Annotated in this window: 13 protein-coding genes; 5 read left to right on the top strand and 8 right to left on the bottom strand. The window is 54.5% G+C overall.

The features are described from left to right. Positions 1-203 precede the first annotated feature (203 nt). The 3 genes from HVX64_RS10245 to HVX64_RS10235 all read left to right on the top strand — a co-directional run bounded on the left by HVX64_RS10245 (position 204) and on the right by HVX64_RS10235 (position 5,998). The gene (locus HVX64_RS10245; protein ID WP_044254930.1) at positions 204-1,277 is read left to right on the top strand and encodes an acyltransferase family protein; all 1,074 of its coding nucleotides are present in this window, start codon (positions 204-206) and stop codon (positions 1,275-1,277) included. 109 nt (positions 1,278-1,386) lie between these two features. Continuing rightward, positions 1,387-4,833, top strand: a complete 3,447-nt coding sequence (gene mfd, locus HVX64_RS10240; protein ID WP_044254933.1) for a transcription-repair coupling factor — start codon at positions 1,387-1,389, stop codon at positions 4,831-4,833. Positions 4,834-5,032: 199 nt separating this feature from the next. Beyond that, entirely contained in the window at positions 5,033-5,998 is a 966-nt protein-coding gene (locus HVX64_RS10235; protein ID WP_044254958.1) for a L,D-transpeptidase family protein, read from the top strand. 66 nt (positions 5,999-6,064) lie between these two features. Here HVX64_RS10235 and HVX64_RS10230 read toward each other — a convergent pair. Both HVX64_RS10230 and bhsA read right to left on the bottom strand, forming a co-directional pair. After that, positions 6,065-7,428, bottom strand: a protein-coding gene (locus HVX64_RS10230) for an IS3 family transposase (protein WP_249033498.1) whose coding sequence is annotated in 2 segments (ribosomal slippage) — positions 6,065-6,924 and positions 6,924-7,428 — 1,365 coding nt in all. Because the reading frame shifts where the segments join, the coding sequence is not laid out codon by codon here. 116 nt (positions 7,429-7,544) lie between these two features. Then, positions 7,545-7,802: a multiple stress resistance protein BhsA gene (bhsA, locus tag HVX64_RS10225; RefSeq protein WP_043001950.1), complete on the bottom strand. Its 258-nt coding sequence runs from the start codon at positions 7,800-7,802 to the stop codon at positions 7,545-7,547. A 243-nt stretch (positions 7,803-8,045) separates the two neighbouring features. On the opposite strand from bhsA, the gene comR reads away from it, so the two are divergent. Next, complete coding sequence (gene comR / locus HVX64_RS10220) at positions 8,046-8,681, top strand: TetR family copper-responsive transcriptional repressor ComR (protein WP_044257979.1); 636 nt, start codon at positions 8,046-8,048, stop codon at positions 8,679-8,681. Between the two features lie 231 nt (positions 8,682-8,912). Beyond that, positions 8,913-11,099 carry a TonB-dependent siderophore receptor gene (locus HVX64_RS10215; protein ID WP_044257981.1) on the top strand — a complete coding sequence of 729 codons (2,187 nt, stop codon included), beginning with the start codon at positions 8,913-8,915 and terminating at the stop codon, positions 11,097-11,099. 57 nt (positions 11,100-11,156) lie between these two features. On the opposite strand, the gene HVX64_RS10210 is transcribed toward HVX64_RS10215, so the two are convergent. From HVX64_RS10210 to lpoB, 6 genes are all read right to left on the bottom strand, one after another. After that, complete coding sequence (locus HVX64_RS10210; protein WP_043000968.1) at positions 11,157-11,696, bottom strand: glycine zipper 2TM domain-containing protein; 540 nt, start codon at positions 11,694-11,696, stop codon at positions 11,157-11,159. Positions 11,697-11,881: 185 nt separating this feature from the next. Continuing rightward, positions 11,882-13,186 carry an NADH-quinone dehydrogenase gene (ndh, locus tag HVX64_RS10205; protein ID WP_044267520.1) on the bottom strand — a complete coding sequence of 435 codons (1,305 nt, stop codon included), beginning with the start codon at positions 13,184-13,186 and terminating at the stop codon, positions 11,882-11,884. Positions 13,187-13,431: 245 nt separating this feature from the next. Next, a complete protein-coding gene (gene ycfP / locus HVX64_RS10200) occupies positions 13,432-13,974 on the bottom strand; it encodes an alpha/beta hydrolase YcfP (protein ID WP_043000970.1) in 543 nt (180 codons plus the stop codon). 21 nt (positions 13,975-13,995) lie between these two features. Then, the gene (gene nagZ, locus HVX64_RS10195) at positions 13,996-15,021 is read right to left on the bottom strand and encodes a beta-N-acetylhexosaminidase (RefSeq protein ID WP_043000971.1); all 1,026 of its coding nucleotides are present in this window, start codon (positions 15,019-15,021) and stop codon (positions 13,996-13,998) included. 10 nt (positions 15,022-15,031) lie between these two features. Beyond that, positions 15,032-15,856 carry a thiamine kinase gene (gene thiK / locus HVX64_RS10190; RefSeq protein ID WP_044257986.1) on the bottom strand — a complete coding sequence of 275 codons (825 nt, stop codon included), beginning with the start codon at positions 15,854-15,856 and terminating at the stop codon, positions 15,032-15,034. Further along, positions 15,837-16,469 carry a penicillin-binding protein activator LpoB gene (gene lpoB / locus HVX64_RS10185; protein ID WP_043000973.1) on the bottom strand — a complete coding sequence of 211 codons (633 nt, stop codon included), beginning with the start codon at positions 16,467-16,469 and terminating at the stop codon, positions 15,837-15,839. Before lpoB ends, thiK begins: the two co-directional genes overlap by 20 nt. Positions 16,470-16,479: the final 10 nt, after the last annotated feature.

Genomic DNA, 16,479 nt, shown 5'->3' with positions numbered 1-16,479 from the left:
CCGCATGGGTAAACGCCTGAACCGTAAGTGTTCGTCAGTACACAGTTGAAAGGGATCCACCGCGCGACAGGCGCAGGATACCGTCCTCACTGACCCTGATCCTTTTCTTAAAAAAATCAAAAAACAGAATGTTACGCATTACAGCACCAGAGTCACCCCGCAGGATCACAGGCTATGTTGAATAACGCGAGCGTGCTGTCCTGATGAAAAAGAAAGAACTATGGATTAATCAAATCAAAGGGTTATGTATCTGTCTGGTCGTCATCTATCACTCAGTCATCACCTTTTACCCGCATCTGACCCACTTCCAGTTGCCCCTTTCACAGCTGCTGTCGAAATGCTGGGTTTACTTTAATCTCTATCTCGCCCCGTTTCGCATGCCGGTATTTTTCTTTATCTCGGGCTTTTTGATTCGCCGCTACATCGACAGCGTGAGCTGGAAAGAAAGCGTTAATAAGCGAATCTGGAGTATTTTCTGGGTGCTGGCGCTGTGGGGTGTGGTCCAGTGGCTGGCGCTCAACGCCCTGAACAACTGGCTGGCGCCGTCACGCGATCTGCTTCATGCGTCCAACGCCGCTTACGCCAGTTCCGTTAGCCAGTTCCTTCACGGCATGCTGACTGCCAGCACCAGCCTGTGGTATCTGTATGCGCTCATTGTCTATTTCATAGTCTGTAAAGTGTTCAGCCGCTGGGCCGTGCCGCTGTTCGCCCTGTTTGTTGTACTGAGCGTGACGGTCAACTTTGCTGCCACCCCGTGGTGGGGAATGAACAGTGTGATCCGCAACCTGCCGTATTACAGCCTCGGCGCCTGGTTTGGCGTCCCGCTGATGGCGGGGATTAAAGAGGTGCCGTTGCGCCGATATGCGCTGCCCAGCGCGGCTGCCTTCGTGCTGGCTATCGCCGCATGGCTGTTTAACGTCTCATTGCTGCTGTCGTTGGTCTCTATTGTGCTGATCATGAAGCTGTTTTATCAGTATGAGCAGCGCTTCGGTATGCGTGAATCCAGTCTGCTTAACGTGATCGGTTCGAATACTATCGCGATTTATACTACGCATCGCATTCTGGTCGAGGCGTTCAGCCTGCTGCTGATCCCGCAAATCAATGCCGCCGTCTGGTCCTCCGAACTGGAACTGGCCCTGTTGTTGGTCTATCCGTTTGCCAGTCTGTTGGTGTGCACGCTGTTGGGTCTTGCCATGCGTAAAGTGTCGCAGGACCTGTTCGGCGATATCCTCTTCTCTCCCCCTTCTCGCCCGCAAACCGTTAGCTATTCCCGCTAAACTTTTCGCCCTCCGGTGAGGGCGATTCAATTTGCTAATGAGGAGCGATCACGGATAATAAAGGGCATTGCTTATCAGACGACTACCTAAAAGAGATTCTGACAACCGAATGCCTGAACAACAACGTTACACGCTGCCCGTGAAAGCGGGCGATCAGCGCCTGTTAGGTGAACTGACCGGGGCTGCCTGCGCCACACTGGTGGCGGAAATTGCCGAACGTCATGATGGTCCCGTCGTGCTCGTGGCGCCCGATATGCAAAACGCGCTGCGCCTGCATGATGAAATCCGTCAGTTTACCGATCAGATGGTCATGAGCCTCGCGGACTGGGAAACCCTGCCCTACGACAGTTTCTCCCCGCATCAGGAAATTATCTCCTCACGTCTCTCCACGCTGTATCAGTTGCCGTCGATGCAGCGCGGCGTGCTGATCGTCCCGGTCAATACCCTGATGCAGCGCGTCTGCCCGCACAGCTATCTGCACGGTCATGCGCTGGTGATGAAAAAAGGCCAGCGTTTATCGCGCGATGCCCTGCGTTTACAGCTCGACAGCGCTGGTTACCGGCACGTTGATCAGGTCATGGAACATGGCGAATACGCTACCCGCGGCGCGCTGCTGGATTTGTACCCTATGGGCAGCGAACAGCCCTATCGTCTGGATTTCTTCGACGATGAAATTGACAGTCTGCGCCTGTTTGACGCGGACTCCCAGCGCACGCTGGAAGAAGTCGACGCCATCAATCTGCTGCCCGCCCACGAGTTCCCAACCGACAAAACGGCGATCGAACTGTTTCGCAGCCAGTGGCGCGATACCTTCGAGGTGAAGCGCGACGCAGAGCATATTTATCAACAGGTCAGCAAAGGCACTTTGCCGGCGGGGATCGAATACTGGCAGCCGCTGTTTTTCAGCGAGCCGCTGCCGCCGCTGTTTAGCTATTTCCCGGCCAATACGCTGGTGGTCAATACTGGCGATTTAGAAAACAGCGCCGAGCGTTTCCAGGCCGATACGCTGGCGCGTTTCGAAAACCGTGGCGTGGATCCGATGCGTCCGCTGCTGCCACCGGAGTCCCTCTGGTTGCGTGTCGATGAGCTCTTTTCTGAACTCAAACGCTGGCCGCGCGTGCAGCTCAAAACCGACCACCTTCCCGCCAAGGCGGCTAATACCAACTTAGGCTTCCAGTCGCTGCCGGATCTCGCGGTTCAGGCGCAGCAAAAATCACCACTGGATGCGCTGCGCAAATTCCTCGAGACCTTCAACGGGCCGGTGATTTTCTCGGTTGAGAGTGAAGGCCGCCGTGAATCTCTGGGTGAACTGCTCGCCAGAATCAAAGTCGCGCCGAAGCGCATTATACGTCTGGATGAAGCGACGGAGGCTGGACGCTACCTGATGATTGGCGCTGCCGAGCACGGGTTTATCGATACGACGCGCCATCTGGCACTCATTTGTGAAAGCGACCTGCTGGGCGAGCGCGTGGCGCGCCGTCGTCAGGATTCGCGCCGCACGATTAACCCGGATACGCTGATCCGCAACCTGGCAGAGTTGCATCCGGGTCAGCCCGTGGTGCATCTGGAGCACGGCGTTGGACGCTATGCCGGGATGACCACGCTGGAAGCGGGCGGGATCAAAGGTGAATATCTGATGCTCACCTACGCTAATGACGCCAAACTGTACGTCCCGGTCTCCTCTTTGCATCTGATCAGCCGTTACGCCGGAGGCGCAGAAGAGAACGCACCGCTGCATAAACTCGGCGGCGACGCCTGGTCACGCGCGCGACAAAAAGCGGCAGAGAAAGTGCGCGACGTGGCAGCCGAGTTGCTGGACATCTACGCCCAACGCGCGGCAAAAGAGGGCTTCGCCTTCAAACACGATCGCGAGCAGTATCAACTGTTCTGCGACGGTTTCCCCTTTGAAACCACCCCCGACCAGGCACAGGCGATTAACGCTGTACTTAGCGACATGTGTCAGCCGCTGGCGATGGACCGCCTGGTGTGTGGTGACGTTGGATTTGGTAAAACCGAAGTGGCGATGCGCGCCGCGTTTCTCGCGGTCGAAAACCACAAGCAGGTGGCGGTGCTGGTGCCAACCACTCTGCTCGCCCAGCAACACTTTGATAATTTCCGCGACCGTTTTGCCAACTGGCCGGTGCGCATCGAAATGCTTTCCCGCTTCCGTAGCGCCAAAGAACAGGCGCAGATCCTGGAACAGGTTGCCGAAGGGAAAATTGATATTCTGATCGGTACGCATAAACTGCTGCAAAGCGATGTGAAACTGAAAGATCTGGGGCTACTGATCGTCGATGAAGAGCACCGCTTCGGCGTGCGGCATAAAGAGCGGATCAAAGCGATGCGCGCCGATGTGGACATTCTGACGCTGACCGCCACGCCAATCCCGCGTACGCTGAACATGGCCATGAGCGGCATGCGCGATCTGTCGATTATCGCCACGCCGCCAGCGCGGCGTCTGGCGGTGAAAACGTTTGTTCGCGAGTACGATGCACTGGTGGTCCGTGAGGCAATTCTGCGCGAAGTGCTGCGCGGCGGGCAGGTCTACTATCTTTATAATGATGTCGAGAACATCCAGAAAGCCGCCGACAGGCTGGCGGAGCTGGTGCCGGAGGCGCGAATTGCCATTGGTCATGGGCAGATGCGCGAACGCGAACTGGAACGCGTGATGAACGACTTCCACCATCAGCGTTTTAACGTGTTGGTCTGTACCACCATTATCGAAACCGGGATTGATATCCCGACCGCCAACACGATTATTATCGAGCGTGCGGATCATTTCGGTCTGGCACAGTTACACCAGTTGCGCGGCCGCGTAGGACGTTCACACCATCAGGCGTATGCCTGGCTGCTGACGCCGCATCCCAAAGCGATGACCACCGACGCGCAAAAACGCCTGGAAGCGATTGCCTCGCTGGAAGACCTGGGGGCGGGCTTTGCGCTGGCGACTCACGATCTGGAGATCCGCGGCGCAGGTGAACTGCTCGGGGAAGAACAGAGCGGTTCGATGGAAACCATCGGCTTTTCGCTGTATATGGAGCTGCTGGAAAACGCCGTCGATGCCCTGAAGGCCGGACGCGAGCCATCGCTGGAAGATCTCACCAGCCAGCAAACTGAGGTCGAACTGCGTATGCCGTCGCTGCTGCCGGACGATTACATCCCGGACGTGAATACCCGCCTGTCGTTCTACAAGCGTATCGCCAGCGCGAAGAGCGAGAATGAACTGGAAGAGATCAAAGTGGAGCTGATCGACCGCTTCGGTCTGCTGCCCGATCCGGCGCGTACCCTGCTGGATATCGCCCGCTTGCGTCAACAGGCGCAGAAGCTGGGTATCCGCAAACTGGAAGGCAATGAGAAAGGCGGCACTATCGAATTCGCCGAGAAGAACCATGTTAACCCAGGCTGGCTGATTGGACTGCTGCAAAAACAGCCGCAGCACTTCCGTCTTGACGGGCCGACCCGACTGAAGTTCATCCAGGATCTGACCGAGCGGAAAACGCGGATGGACTGGGTGCGTCAGTTTATGCAGCAACTGGAAGAAAACGCCGTAGCGTGATTGAGTGGTGCCGGATAGCGGTTGCGCCTTATCCGGCCTACACATCGATTCCTGGCCGTAGGCCTGATAAGCGCCGCGCTATCAGGCAAGGTTCCGCGATCTTTACAACTCTTTGCACTTCCCTTGCATTTAAAGACACGCCGCCCCGCCATAATTATTATTGGATTCTTCTGGCATAATAACCCTTTGATTTGTGATGATAATGAACAAGATGCGACTTTCCCGCTGGCTGGCCTTTTTTGCGCTCGCCGCCAGCATTACGCTTGCGCTTCCCGCACAGGCGAATACCTGGCCTCTTCCTCCGCCTGGCAGCAAACTGGTCGGGGAAAATAAGTACCACGTTGTTGAAAATAACGGAGGTTCGCTGGAAGCCATCGCGAAAAAATATAACGTCGGTTTTCTCGCGCTGTTGCAGGCGAATCCCGGCGTGGATCCCTACGTTCCCCGCGCGGGCAGCGTGCTGACCATCCCCTTGCAGACGCTGCTACCGGATGCTCCGCGTGAAGGCATTGTTATCAACCTGGCTGAACTGCGTCTCTACTACTACCATCCGGGGAAAAATTCGGTCACCGTCTACCCTATCGGCATTGGCCAGTTGGGCGGTGATACCCTGACCCCAACGATGGTCACGACCGTCTCCGACAAGCGCGCCAACCCAACCTGGACGCCGACGGCGAATATCCGTGCCCGCTATAAAGCGCAAGGGATTATCCTTCCGGCGGTGGTGCCTGCCGGACCGGATAACCCGATGGGACACCATGCCATTCGCTTAGCGGCGTATGGTGGCGTCTATCTGCTGCATGGCACCAACGCTGATTTCGGTATCGGCATGCGCGTCAGTTCTGGCTGTATCCGCCTGCGTGATGGCGATATTGAGACCCTGTTCAGACAGGTTACACCGGGCACCAAAGTGAATATCATCAATACCCCGATCAAAGCCTCGGTTGAGCCGGACGGGACGCGGCTGGTCGAAGTCCACCAGCCGCTGTCGAAAAATATTGATGATGACCCGCAGGTTCTGCCTATCGTATTGAACAGCACTCTGCAATCGTTTAAAGATTCCGCACAGACGGATGCGGCGGTGATGCAGCATGTGATGGACGTTCGTTCCGGGATGCCGGTCGATGTCCGACGCCATCGCGAGGTGGATCAGCAGTCGATGTAACGATTCCGGACATGAAAAAGCCCCGCTGAAATACTGGACTGACCCCATAAATCTGGACAGTTTATATTAAGCGGCCTTCAGAGCCTGGGCCCGGTACTCTACCGGACTCAGGCCTTTTAGTTTCAGGCTTATCCGCTCGTTGTTGTAGTAACGGATATAATCCTCTATCGCCTTCCTCAGTTCGCTGATATTGCTGAACTGACTCAGGTAAAAACACTCCGATTTCAGCGTCCCGAAGAAGTTTTCCATCACGGCATTATCCAGACAGTTTCCTTTTCGGGACATACTTTGCGTCATGCCCTGCGCCTTTAACTTTGCCTGATAGCCTGCCATCCGATATTGCCAGCCCTGATCTGTGTGCAGCAAGGGGGCGTCGTCTGGTCCGAGCTTTAAGAACGCATCCCGCAGCATGGTATTAACCATCTCCATCACCGGCCTTTCCGACAGGCTGTAGGAGATTATTTCCCGGTTAAAAAGATCGAGTACCGGCGACAGGTACAGCTTTTTACCCTGCAGCGAGAACTCTGTAACATCCGTAACCCATTTTTCATTGGCTTTTGATGCACTGAAGTTCCTGCTCAGGATATTGGGGGCTGCCTTGCCTGTTTCCCCCTTCCATGAGCGGTATTTCTTCGCCCTTATCAGAGACCGGAGCGACAGCTCTGTCATCAGCCGCTGCACGGTTTTATGGTTCACCAGCAGACCCTGCTTTCTCAGCGAAAGCGTGATCCTGCGGTAGCCATAACGGCCTTTGTGCCAGGCGTATATCTCACGGATTTTATCTTTCAGCCCGGCATGCCTGTCCACCTGCTTCAGGGCATTCATATTGTAATACCATGTACTGCGGGACATGCCTGCCGCGCGCAGGAGGTCTCGCAGAGCGTGCTTATGCCTCAGTTCACTGATTATCAGGGCTTGCTGCCGTTTTTTTCGCTCTGAACCAAGGCCTTCAACTTTTTTAGATAGGCATTCTCTGCCCGCAGGTAACGGAGTTCAGCCCGGAGTTCTTCGGGGGAGAGTTTTTCCAGTTCTTTATCTGTAGGGGATGGGGGGATTTTTTGTTTTGTCATTTTTCCAGGCCGCCCGCGTTGAATGTTTAGCAGTCCTTCCGCTCCGGCATCGTTGTACACGCAGACCCAGTGTCGGACAAGCGTTTCTGCAGAGAGATTAAACCGGGCAGCTGCTTCACGCATCGTCAGGTGGTCACGGATAACCGCCCGGACGACGACGAGTTTAAATTCAGCTGAATGATGTTTATTTTTCCCTGACAGCCCTTCCATACCGTGGAGTTGCCACGCCCTGACCCAGCGACGGACGGAAGTTCTTTCAACACCAAAACGGTCGGCTGTACGCTCTTCTCCGTCTTTTCCGGACAAATAATGATTAACCACAGCCAGTTTTGTTTCAGGGGAATATTTTGGCTTTGCCATAAAAAACTGCACCTTACTCAGTTGAGTGTCCAACTTTTGGGGTGCAGTCCATACATTCAGCGGGGCTTTTTTTATCACGTTATTTTGCAGCAGCAGGCATCAATGAGGGTTAATGCTTATTTATAAATTACCGCGGTACCGTGCAGGTTGTTTGGACCCGTTACAGAAGTAATGCGGAATGATTTCGCCCCCATGGCATCCGCTTTCTGCGCCAGTTCGTCCTGCAATGAACTCAGGTTAGTCCCTGCATTTGCAGAGATGGTGCCGACTTTTTGCTGACCGGCAGGCGTGGACTGAACTTCTACAGCCGCGAAGCTTGCGAATGACAGTGAACTCAGAACAGCAGCAGCGATGAGGGTTTTTACGTTTTTCATAATAGTGACCTTTTGCAGATGATTGGGCGTCGTAAGCATTTACTTAACGATCGATAGATAAATGATAGATGTGATCCAGGTCACACGTCAACCCATTTTTTATAACGATCGTTATATAAAAACAAAAGCACTTATCTTTCATACAACTAAGCTGAAAAACTTTTTCTCACGAATGCGCTGGAGCCTGTGCGGGTTTATTTTTATAATGGTTGCTCACTAAGCCCATTAAGGTACAACGGCATCATGACAACTGAATCGACAGGTTGTGTTAAAAAAAGCCGTGGCCGACCAAAAGTGTTCGACAGGGAAGCCGCGCTTGATAAGGCCATGACACTCTTCTGGCAGCACGGTTATGAAGCAACATCGCTTTCTGACCTTGTTGAAGCGACGGGTGCGAAAGCGCCAACGCTGTATGCGGAATTCACCAATAAAGAGGGTCTGTTCCGCGCGGTGCTGGACAGATACATCGCCCGCTTCGCGGCAAAACATGAAGCGCAGTTATTCTGCGAAGAGAAAAGCGTTGAAGCGGCACTGGAGGATTACTTCACCGCAGTGGCAACCTGTTTTACCAGCAAAGACACCCCCGCTGGCTGCTTTATGATTAATACCTCCGCGACGCTTGCCGCCGCGTCACGCGATATTGCGCATACGGTGAAATCACGTCACGCCATGCAGGAACAAACCCTGACGCAATTTCTTCGTCAACGGCAGGAACGCGGCGAGATCCCGGCGCACTGCGATGTGCAACATCTTGCCGAGTATCTGAGCTGCATTTTGCAGGGGATGTCCATCAGCGCCCGGGAAGGCGCAAGTTTCGACAAGCTGCAACAAATCACCCACACTACCCTACGCCTGTGGCCTGAACTGCTGAAGACCTGATCGCTTTGTTGACCGGGAAACGTCATTTCCCGGTCCTTCTACACCATGATTCCCGCATAATAACTAATGTTATCACTTAGTTAGGTTCACTTTTTTGTAAAAAAAACATTGATAATAACAATTATTATCAGCAATATTCGCATTTGATTTTGTATCTGTTTCACAATGTAACAGCCGGCTACAACCGGTGAAAACCTTCACCTGCACAGATATTTTCAGAAAGGAATGCGAATGAATAAGCGTCTTTGGGTTCTCAACCCTGTCCTGTTAGCCCTGACTCTGCCCGCTGCGGCGGCGCAAACAGAAGAAGAAAACCTCATCGTCAGCGCTAACCGTAGCCAGAAAACCGTCGCCGAGATGGCACAGACCACCTGGGTCATTGAAGGCCAGGAGATTGAGCAACAGGTTCAGGGCGGCAAAGAGTTCAAAGACGTGCTGGCGCAACTGATTCCGGGCATCGATGTCAGCAGCCAGGGACGTACCAACTACGGAATGAACATGCGTGGTCGTGCGATCGTCGTGCTGATCGACGGCGTACGCCTGAATTCTTCACGTACCGACAGTCGTCAGCTGGATTCTATCGATCCCTTTAACATCGCCCACATTGAGGTCATTTCAGGCGCAACCTCGCTATATGGCGGCGGCAGTACCGGCGGCTTAATCAACGTTGTGACCAAAAAAGGCCAGCCGGACCGCCAGGTTGACCTTGAACTGGGCAGCAAATCGGGTTTTAACAACAGCAACGATCACGACGAGCGCGTTGCCGCCGCGGTCAGCGGTGGAACGGATCGCGCGTCTGGTCGACTGTCCGTAGCCTATCAGCGCTTTGGCGGCTGGTACGACGGTAACGGTGATGCCCTGATGCTTGACAACACGCAAACCGGCCTGCAGCACTCCGATCGTCTGGACGTAATGGGGACCGGCACCCTCGATATCGATGACAACCGCCAGATACAGTTGGTCACCCAGTACTATAAGAGTCAGGGCGATGAAGATTACGGGTTATACCTGGGCGAAAACATGTCCGCCGTTACCGGTAGCGGCACCGCCAGCACACGCAGCGGACTGAGTTCAGACCGTATTCCGGGGACGGAGCGCCATCTGATCAGCCTGCAATACTCTGACGCGGACTTCTTCGGCCAGAATCTGGTCAGCCAAATCTATTACCGCGACGAGTCACTAAAGTTCTACCCCTTCCCGACGCTCAGCAAAGGTCAGGTGACCAGCTTCTCGGCGTCGCAGCAGGATACCGACCAGTTCGGTGCCAAAATCACTCTCAACAGTCAGTTGATGGACAACTGGGAGCTGACGTGGGGCGTCGATGCGGATCATGAAACCTTCGACTCCAACCAGAAGTTCTTCGATCTGGCCTGGTCTGTGCCGTCAGGCGGGATGGACAATCGCACGGCCTACACGACCGGACGTTATCCCGGATACAGCATCACCAACTTCGCTCCGTTCCTGCAAAGCAGTTACGACATTAACGACATCTTCACTCTGAGCGGTGGTGTGCGCTATCAATGGACAGAAAACCGCGTTGATGATTTCGTGGGTTACGCGCAGCAACAGGGGATTGCCAACGGTTTAGCAAGTTCTGCCGATGTCATCCCTGGCGGCAAAACCGATTACGACAACTTCTTGTTCAATGCCGGGCTGTTGGCGCATCTCACCGAACGCCAGCAGACTTGGTTTAACTTCTCCCAGGGCGTTGAGCTACCGGATCCCGGGAAATACTACGGCAACGGCACTTACCAGTTGGTGGGCGATCATTACCAGCTCCAGCGCAGCGTGAACGTGGCGGATTCGCGTCTCGAAGGGATCAAGGTCAATTCGTATGAGCTGGGCTGGCGTTATACCGGCGATAATCTGCGTACCCAGCTGGCGGCGTACTATTCGACGTCCGATAAGTCGATTGTGATTAACCGTAGCGATATGACGATCCGCGTGGAACCTGACGATCGCCGGATTTACGGCGTGGAAGGCGCGGCGGATTACTTCATCCCTGACACTGACTGGAGTCTCGGTGCGAACTTTAACGTCCTGAAATCTGAAGTGAAAAAGAACGGGAAATGGGAAAAATGGGACGTAACGCTCGCGTCGCCGTCCAAAGCCACCGCCTGGGTCGGCTGGGCGCCCGAGCCGTGGTCGCTGCGGGTTCAGACCCAACAGTCGTTTGATCTCACCGATGCCAGCGGCAACAAGCTGGATGGCTATAACACCGTGGACTTTATTGGCAGCTATCAACTCCCGCTGGGCAAACTGACCTTCAGCATTGAAAACCTGCTGGATGAAGATTACACCACCCTGTGGGGACAGCGCGCGCCATTGCTGTACAGCCCAACCTATGGCAGTCCATCGCTGTACGAATATAAGGGCCGGGGTCGCACCTTTGGTCTGAACTACGCCTTAACTTTCTGATAAAAAAAGCCCCTCAGCCTGAGCGAATGAGGGGCTAACTTACAGAGTACCGCTTTTTTACGCGTTGTTATTCAGAATCAGCTGGCCGTTATTATCCAGCGGGATCTGTGTGCCGGGATCTTTATCCATGCGAATCTTGCCCTGCTGGTCGCCAATCTTATAGGTGACATCGTAACCGAGCATTTTTTCCGACTTGTCATAGACGGTTTTGCAGCGCTGCTGCGTGGACGTATAGGTGTCGTTTTCCTGCATCGAGCCCTGGATCTGGTTACCGGCGTAACCGCCCCCCAACGCCCCGACCACCGTTGCCACATCCTTACCTCGTCCGCCGCCGAACTGATGACCAATCACGCCACCGGCAACCGCGCCCAGCACTGAACCGGTAATGCGGTTCTCATCCTGGACAGGCTTGCGATGCGTCACCGTCACGTTGCGACACTCCTGCCGCGGCGTCTTAATCGTCTCTTTGATAGGTGTTGCAGAAACCACCTGAGCATACTGTGGGCCACGATCAAACACGTTAAGACTGGCAACCGCCGCCACACCCAGCGCAGCAGCTACGCCAATCCCTATACCCGCCAACATCGATTTATTCACGGGAGATCCTCCTTCTTTGCTATTGGTTACAATTTTGCAACCAATGCAATAAGAAGCCCATCAGACTGCGGATGAAAATATCGTTGGTCGTCGTTAAAACAGGATGATTCAGAGAACTCTGAAGGAAGAGGCAGAACGGAGAAGGCACTCAGCACCGCCAACGGGCGATGCTGAGTCAGGCGGGATTAATGCAGTTTCAGACGCGGGCGGATCACACGGTTAATGCTGCCCACCAGCATCATCAGACCGGTTTTAAAATAGCCGTGCAGTGCGATCTGGTGCATACGGTACAGTGAGATGTAGACGAAACGAGCAATACGCCCTTCCACCATCATCGACCCTTTGGTCAGATTGCCCATCAGACTGCCGACGGTCGAGAAGTTGGAGAGCGACACCAGCGAGCCGTGGTCTTTGTACTGATACGCTTTCAGCGGCTTACCGTTCATCTGCGCCAGAATATTGTTCATCGCACAGGTCGCCATCTGATGCGCAGCCTGAGCACGTGGCGGCACAAAGCCCCCTTCCGGACGCGCACAGGAAGCACAGTCGCCAATCGCGTAAACATCAGGATCGCGGGTGGTTTGCAGCGTCGGTTCGACCACCAGTTGGTTAATCCGGTTGGTCTCCAGACCGCCAATCTCTTTCATAAAGTCCGGCGCTTTGATGCCCGCCGCCCAGACCATCAGATCGGCTTCAATATATTCACCGTCTTTAGTGTGCAGGCCGCCCGCATCCGCGCTGGTCACCATCGTCTGGGTCAGTACGCGAACGCCGAGTTTCGTTAATTCGTTATGCGCCGCCGAAGAAATACGCGGTGGCAGTGCAGGCAGAATACGTTCACCGGCTTCCACCAGCGTCACGTTCAGCGCATCGTTGGTCAGTCCTTTGTAGCCGTAGCTGTGCAGCTGTTTCACTGCGTTATGCAGTTCCGCCGACAGTTCTACGCCCGTCGCGCCGCCACCGACAATCGCAATATTCACCTTACCGTTCGCGCCCAGATTGGCGGAATACTTCAGGAACAGGTTCAGCATTTCCTGGTGGAAACGACGCGCCTGATGCGGGTTATCAAGGAAGATACAGTGTTCTTTCACGCCCGGCGTGTTGAAGTCGTTGGAGGTGCTACCCAGCGCCATCACCAGCGTGTCATAGGCAATTTTGCGTTCAGGCACCAGCAGCTCACCTTTCTCATCGCGCAGTTCTGCGATAGTGATGGTTTTCGCTTCGCGATCGATGTTCATCACCGAGCCCAACTGGAACTGGAAGCCATGGTTACGGGCATGCGCCAGATAGCTCAGCGCGTCCACGCCTTCATCCAGCGAACCGGTCGCCACTTCGTGCAGCAAGGGTTTCCACAGGTGGCTGTGGTTTCTGTCAACCAGCGTAATTTTCGCTTTTTTCTTGCGACCCAGCTTGTGTCCCAACTGCGTCGCCATTTCCAGCCCGCCAGCTCCCCCGCCGACAATCACGATCTTTTTCAATGGTGTAGTCAACGTGACCCCCTTAAAATGATTAACCAATTGTTAATTAAACGTTATAAACATAGCCTTTAATTAACAACAAGTTACGACAATGAAAATGTCCTTCGAGAGTGAGAATAACACATGCGGTGCATTGGTCATACCAAAATTGATGTGTATCAAGTTTTGCTGCTGAAAAGATAGACAACGCCAGAAAAACAGGCAAAAAAAACCAGCCCGAAGGCTGGCTTGATTCGACAATTCTGACAGACAAGGGGTCAACCCAGGGTCTTAAACGCTTTGATGCGCTGCAAGTGCGGCGAAATATTCTTAAACTTATGTGTCTGCTCTTCGTCCCACACGATCTCATAGAAATGGTGGAGCTCTTCTGAAGACCGTTGGCTGTTCAGGGCTTCGTCATGACGCGAGAGAATAACCAGGCAACGATCGCGATTCTTCTCGCGGAAGTTGGTCACGCACTTAGTGGCGATATCGGCATACTCTTCCGGACGATCGATCTTGCCTTCCATGTTCTCATACGGGAACAGGTTCGGATTAAACACAACTTGGCGAACATCGCAGAGAAAACCAATGCGTTCTGCCCAGTAGCCGCCGAGGCCAACGCCGCAAATCAACGGTCGCTCATCAACATTAAGCTGCAACATTTTGTCCACTTCTTTCAGCAGATGCTGCATGTCATGTTTCGGATGACGCGTGCTGTAGCTTATCAGTCTGACGTCCGGGTCGATAAACTGCAGCTGCAAGACTTTTTCGTGGTTTCCCGGACTGTTAGAGTCGAAACCGTGTAAATAGATAATCATCGCATCCTCACCAAACGTGCGTTAATGACCTGCTTTCTCTTCCTGCCAGCGTTCATGTAACTGGTTGAGCTGCGCGCTGACGGTTTTCCAGCGCGCCGAGTCCATCAGTTCCTGACGCGAAAATGAACCTTTATGATACAAACGTGTAACACGCTCTGCATTGATCGGCGACAGATTATCTAACACACTGACCGCCCCTTTACGATTATTGCAGACCAGAATCATATCACAACCCGCATCCAGCGATGCCTGCCCACGCTCAGCATAGCTGCCCATGATCGCGGCCCCTTCCATCGACAGATCATCAGAGAAAATGACGCCGTCAAAACCTAACTCCTGACGCAGAACTGTTTTCAGCCAGTGCGGAGAGCCGCTCGCCGGACGCGGATCAACGTCGCTGTAAATGACGTGCGCCGGCATGATAGCGTCCAGCTTGTTTTCGGTAATCAGCGTGCGGAACACGGACATATCTTTCGCCCGAATTTCCGCTTCCGGACGCGGATCGGTCGGCGTCTCTTTATGCGAATCGGCGGTTACCGCGCCATGACCGGGGAAATGTTTGCCGGTGGTTTTCATTCCTGCCGCGTGCATACCGTCAATAAAACGGGTCGCCATCGCCAGCGCTTTGATCGGGTCAGCATGATAGGAACGTTCGCCAATCGCGGCGCTGATATGCCCGACATCCAGTACCGGCGCAAAGCTGATATCAATATCCATCGCGATCATTTCACTGGCCATCAGCCATCCGGCCTCTTCCGCCAGTTTACCGCCTGTTTCCAGCCCGTGCAGCGCCGCAAAAGACTGTGCGGCGGGCAGTCGGGTGAATCCTTCCCGGAAACGCTGTACGCGCCCGCCTTCTTGATCGACGGCCACTACCAGATGGTTGCGCGACGCCGCACGGATCTGGCGCACCAGTTCACGTAACTGTTCCGGGTCGTGGTAATTGCGCGTAAACAGAATCAAACCGCCCACCAGCGGATGGGCCAGAATCTCACGCTCTTCCGCATCCAGCTCAAACCCTTCGACATTCAACATTACTGGACCCACACTGCTCTCCTTAATCCTTCGTTGCCAGCTGCCGCCAGGTTGCATCGGCCAGACTGATAAATTGTCGTTCGCCGGTCTGTTGCCAGCGGTATTCAAACCAACCGGCCTTCAGCATCAGTATCCACGGATACCAGCGTCTGACCTGTTGCCATAATTTGTGCCCGTCTATGCGTGCGCTAACGGCATACGCATCGACCAGTTGCCGGTGTTGCTCAACATCGTCCACCCACACCGCCGCCAGTTCAAGAGCGATATCACCGTCTCCGGCATATTCCCAGTCGATCAGCCGTAGCCCTGCCGGGCCATGAACGATGTTGGCGGCGTGGACATCCATATGCAGCGGCGCGAGGCGTAGCGGACGAGGCTCCCCTCGCTTGCGCAGGCGTTTTAACCCTCTGAGCCAGCGCGGTGTTCGCCGTGCCGGATCGCTTCCCCGCCAGTATTGTTCCAGCAGCGGTAGCAGACAGATACGCCAGCCAAAGCAGGGCTGCTGATGAAGATAATACAGTAGGCTCGCCAGTTCGTCGGCTCCCGGCAGTCCGGATTTTATCTCACCCGGAACATAGTCCACCGCCATCCAGCCGTTCAGGTAAAAACGCGGCTTCGGCGCAAGGCTTTCAGGAAGCCGCGATAAAGCATGATACTGGCGTAAAAAATGCGCTTGCGGCGCATCGGGATCGTGATGGCGGCGAAGAACCAGCCGCTGGGTTGGACTTTCAATAATCACACTCCCACCGCTAAGACCGCTCTGGCCTTCAGCGACGGGACGATAGTGCGGAAAGTAGCGCGACAACACCGCGTCGCGCTCTGGGATATTATTGCTGCTGAACGGCACCTTTACCTGACCAGATTATCTCGCCAGTTTGTACCAGCATTAGTTGCATTTGCAGTGATGGCGCGTTGACGTTACCCGAGGCGCTGGAATAAAGCACATAGTGCGCGCCAACGTTACGGGCAATACCAATCGCTTTGCTACGCGTTCCCAGACTGTCCTGCGGCGACAGCCCTAACTGCTGTTTTGCCATCGACAACTGTTGCGCAGAGACCAGGGTAAATTTGCCATTGTTCGCCAACGCATTGCGCAGCGTTTCAGTGGCTTCACCCGCGTTCAGCGAACCGTTAGTACGGTTATTCACGCTATCGACCAGCAGTACGCTCCCCGCCGTCACGCCGTCGGCCTGCAACATTTTGCCCACCATCGGCTGCATCGCGCTATTCCAGTCGTAATGACGTATGCGCGGCGCCGGTGCCGCAGTCTGATCTTCATGTTCAATAGGCCCCGGCTGCCCCGGGATCGTGGGCACCGAAGGGACCCCAGGAGCAGGTTCTTGCGGCTGTGCGGGCTGTTCCGGCGTGGGTTTCACCTCTTCAACCGGAGCAGGTTCACGTTGCACCACACAACCGGACAGGAACATCGCCAGCGCGGCTATCAATGCGTAGCGACTCATTTTTGTCTTC

Origin of the sequence: Citrobacter sp. RHB20-C16 (assembly GCF_013890155.1) — a bacterium.
Taxonomy (GTDB): domain Bacteria; phylum Pseudomonadota; class Gammaproteobacteria; order Enterobacterales; family Enterobacteriaceae; genus Citrobacter_A; species Citrobacter_A amalonaticus.
This window is presented reverse-complemented; position numbering and strand designations above follow the sequence as displayed.

What these genes read in the sequence shown, in the direction of transcription:
- ycfP (WP_043000970.1), bottom strand. Translation starts at nt 13,974, where the DNA reads ATGATTATCTATTTACACGGTTTCGACTCTAACAGTCCGGGAAACCAC.
- lpoB (WP_043000973.1), bottom strand. Translation starts at nt 16,469, where the DNA reads ATGAGTCGCTACGCATTGATAGCCGCGCTGGCGATGTTCCTGTCCGGT.
- mfd (WP_044254933.1), top strand. Translation starts at nt 1,387, where the DNA reads ATGCCTGAACAACAACGTTACACGCTGCCCGTGAAAGCGGGCGATCAG.
- HVX64_RS10215 (WP_044257981.1), top strand. Translation starts at nt 8,913, where the DNA reads ATGAATAAGCGTCTTTGGGTTCTCAACCCTGTCCTGTTAGCCCTGACT.
- comR (WP_044257979.1), top strand. Translation starts at nt 8,046, where the DNA reads ATGACAACTGAATCGACAGGTTGTGTTAAAAAAAGCCGTGGCCGACCA.
- bhsA (WP_043001950.1), bottom strand. Translation starts at nt 7,802, where the DNA reads ATGAAAAACGTAAAAACCCTCATCGCTGCTGCTGTTCTGAGTTCACTG.
- HVX64_RS10245 (WP_044254930.1), top strand. Translation starts at nt 204, where the DNA reads ATGAAAAAGAAAGAACTATGGATTAATCAAATCAAAGGGTTATGTATC.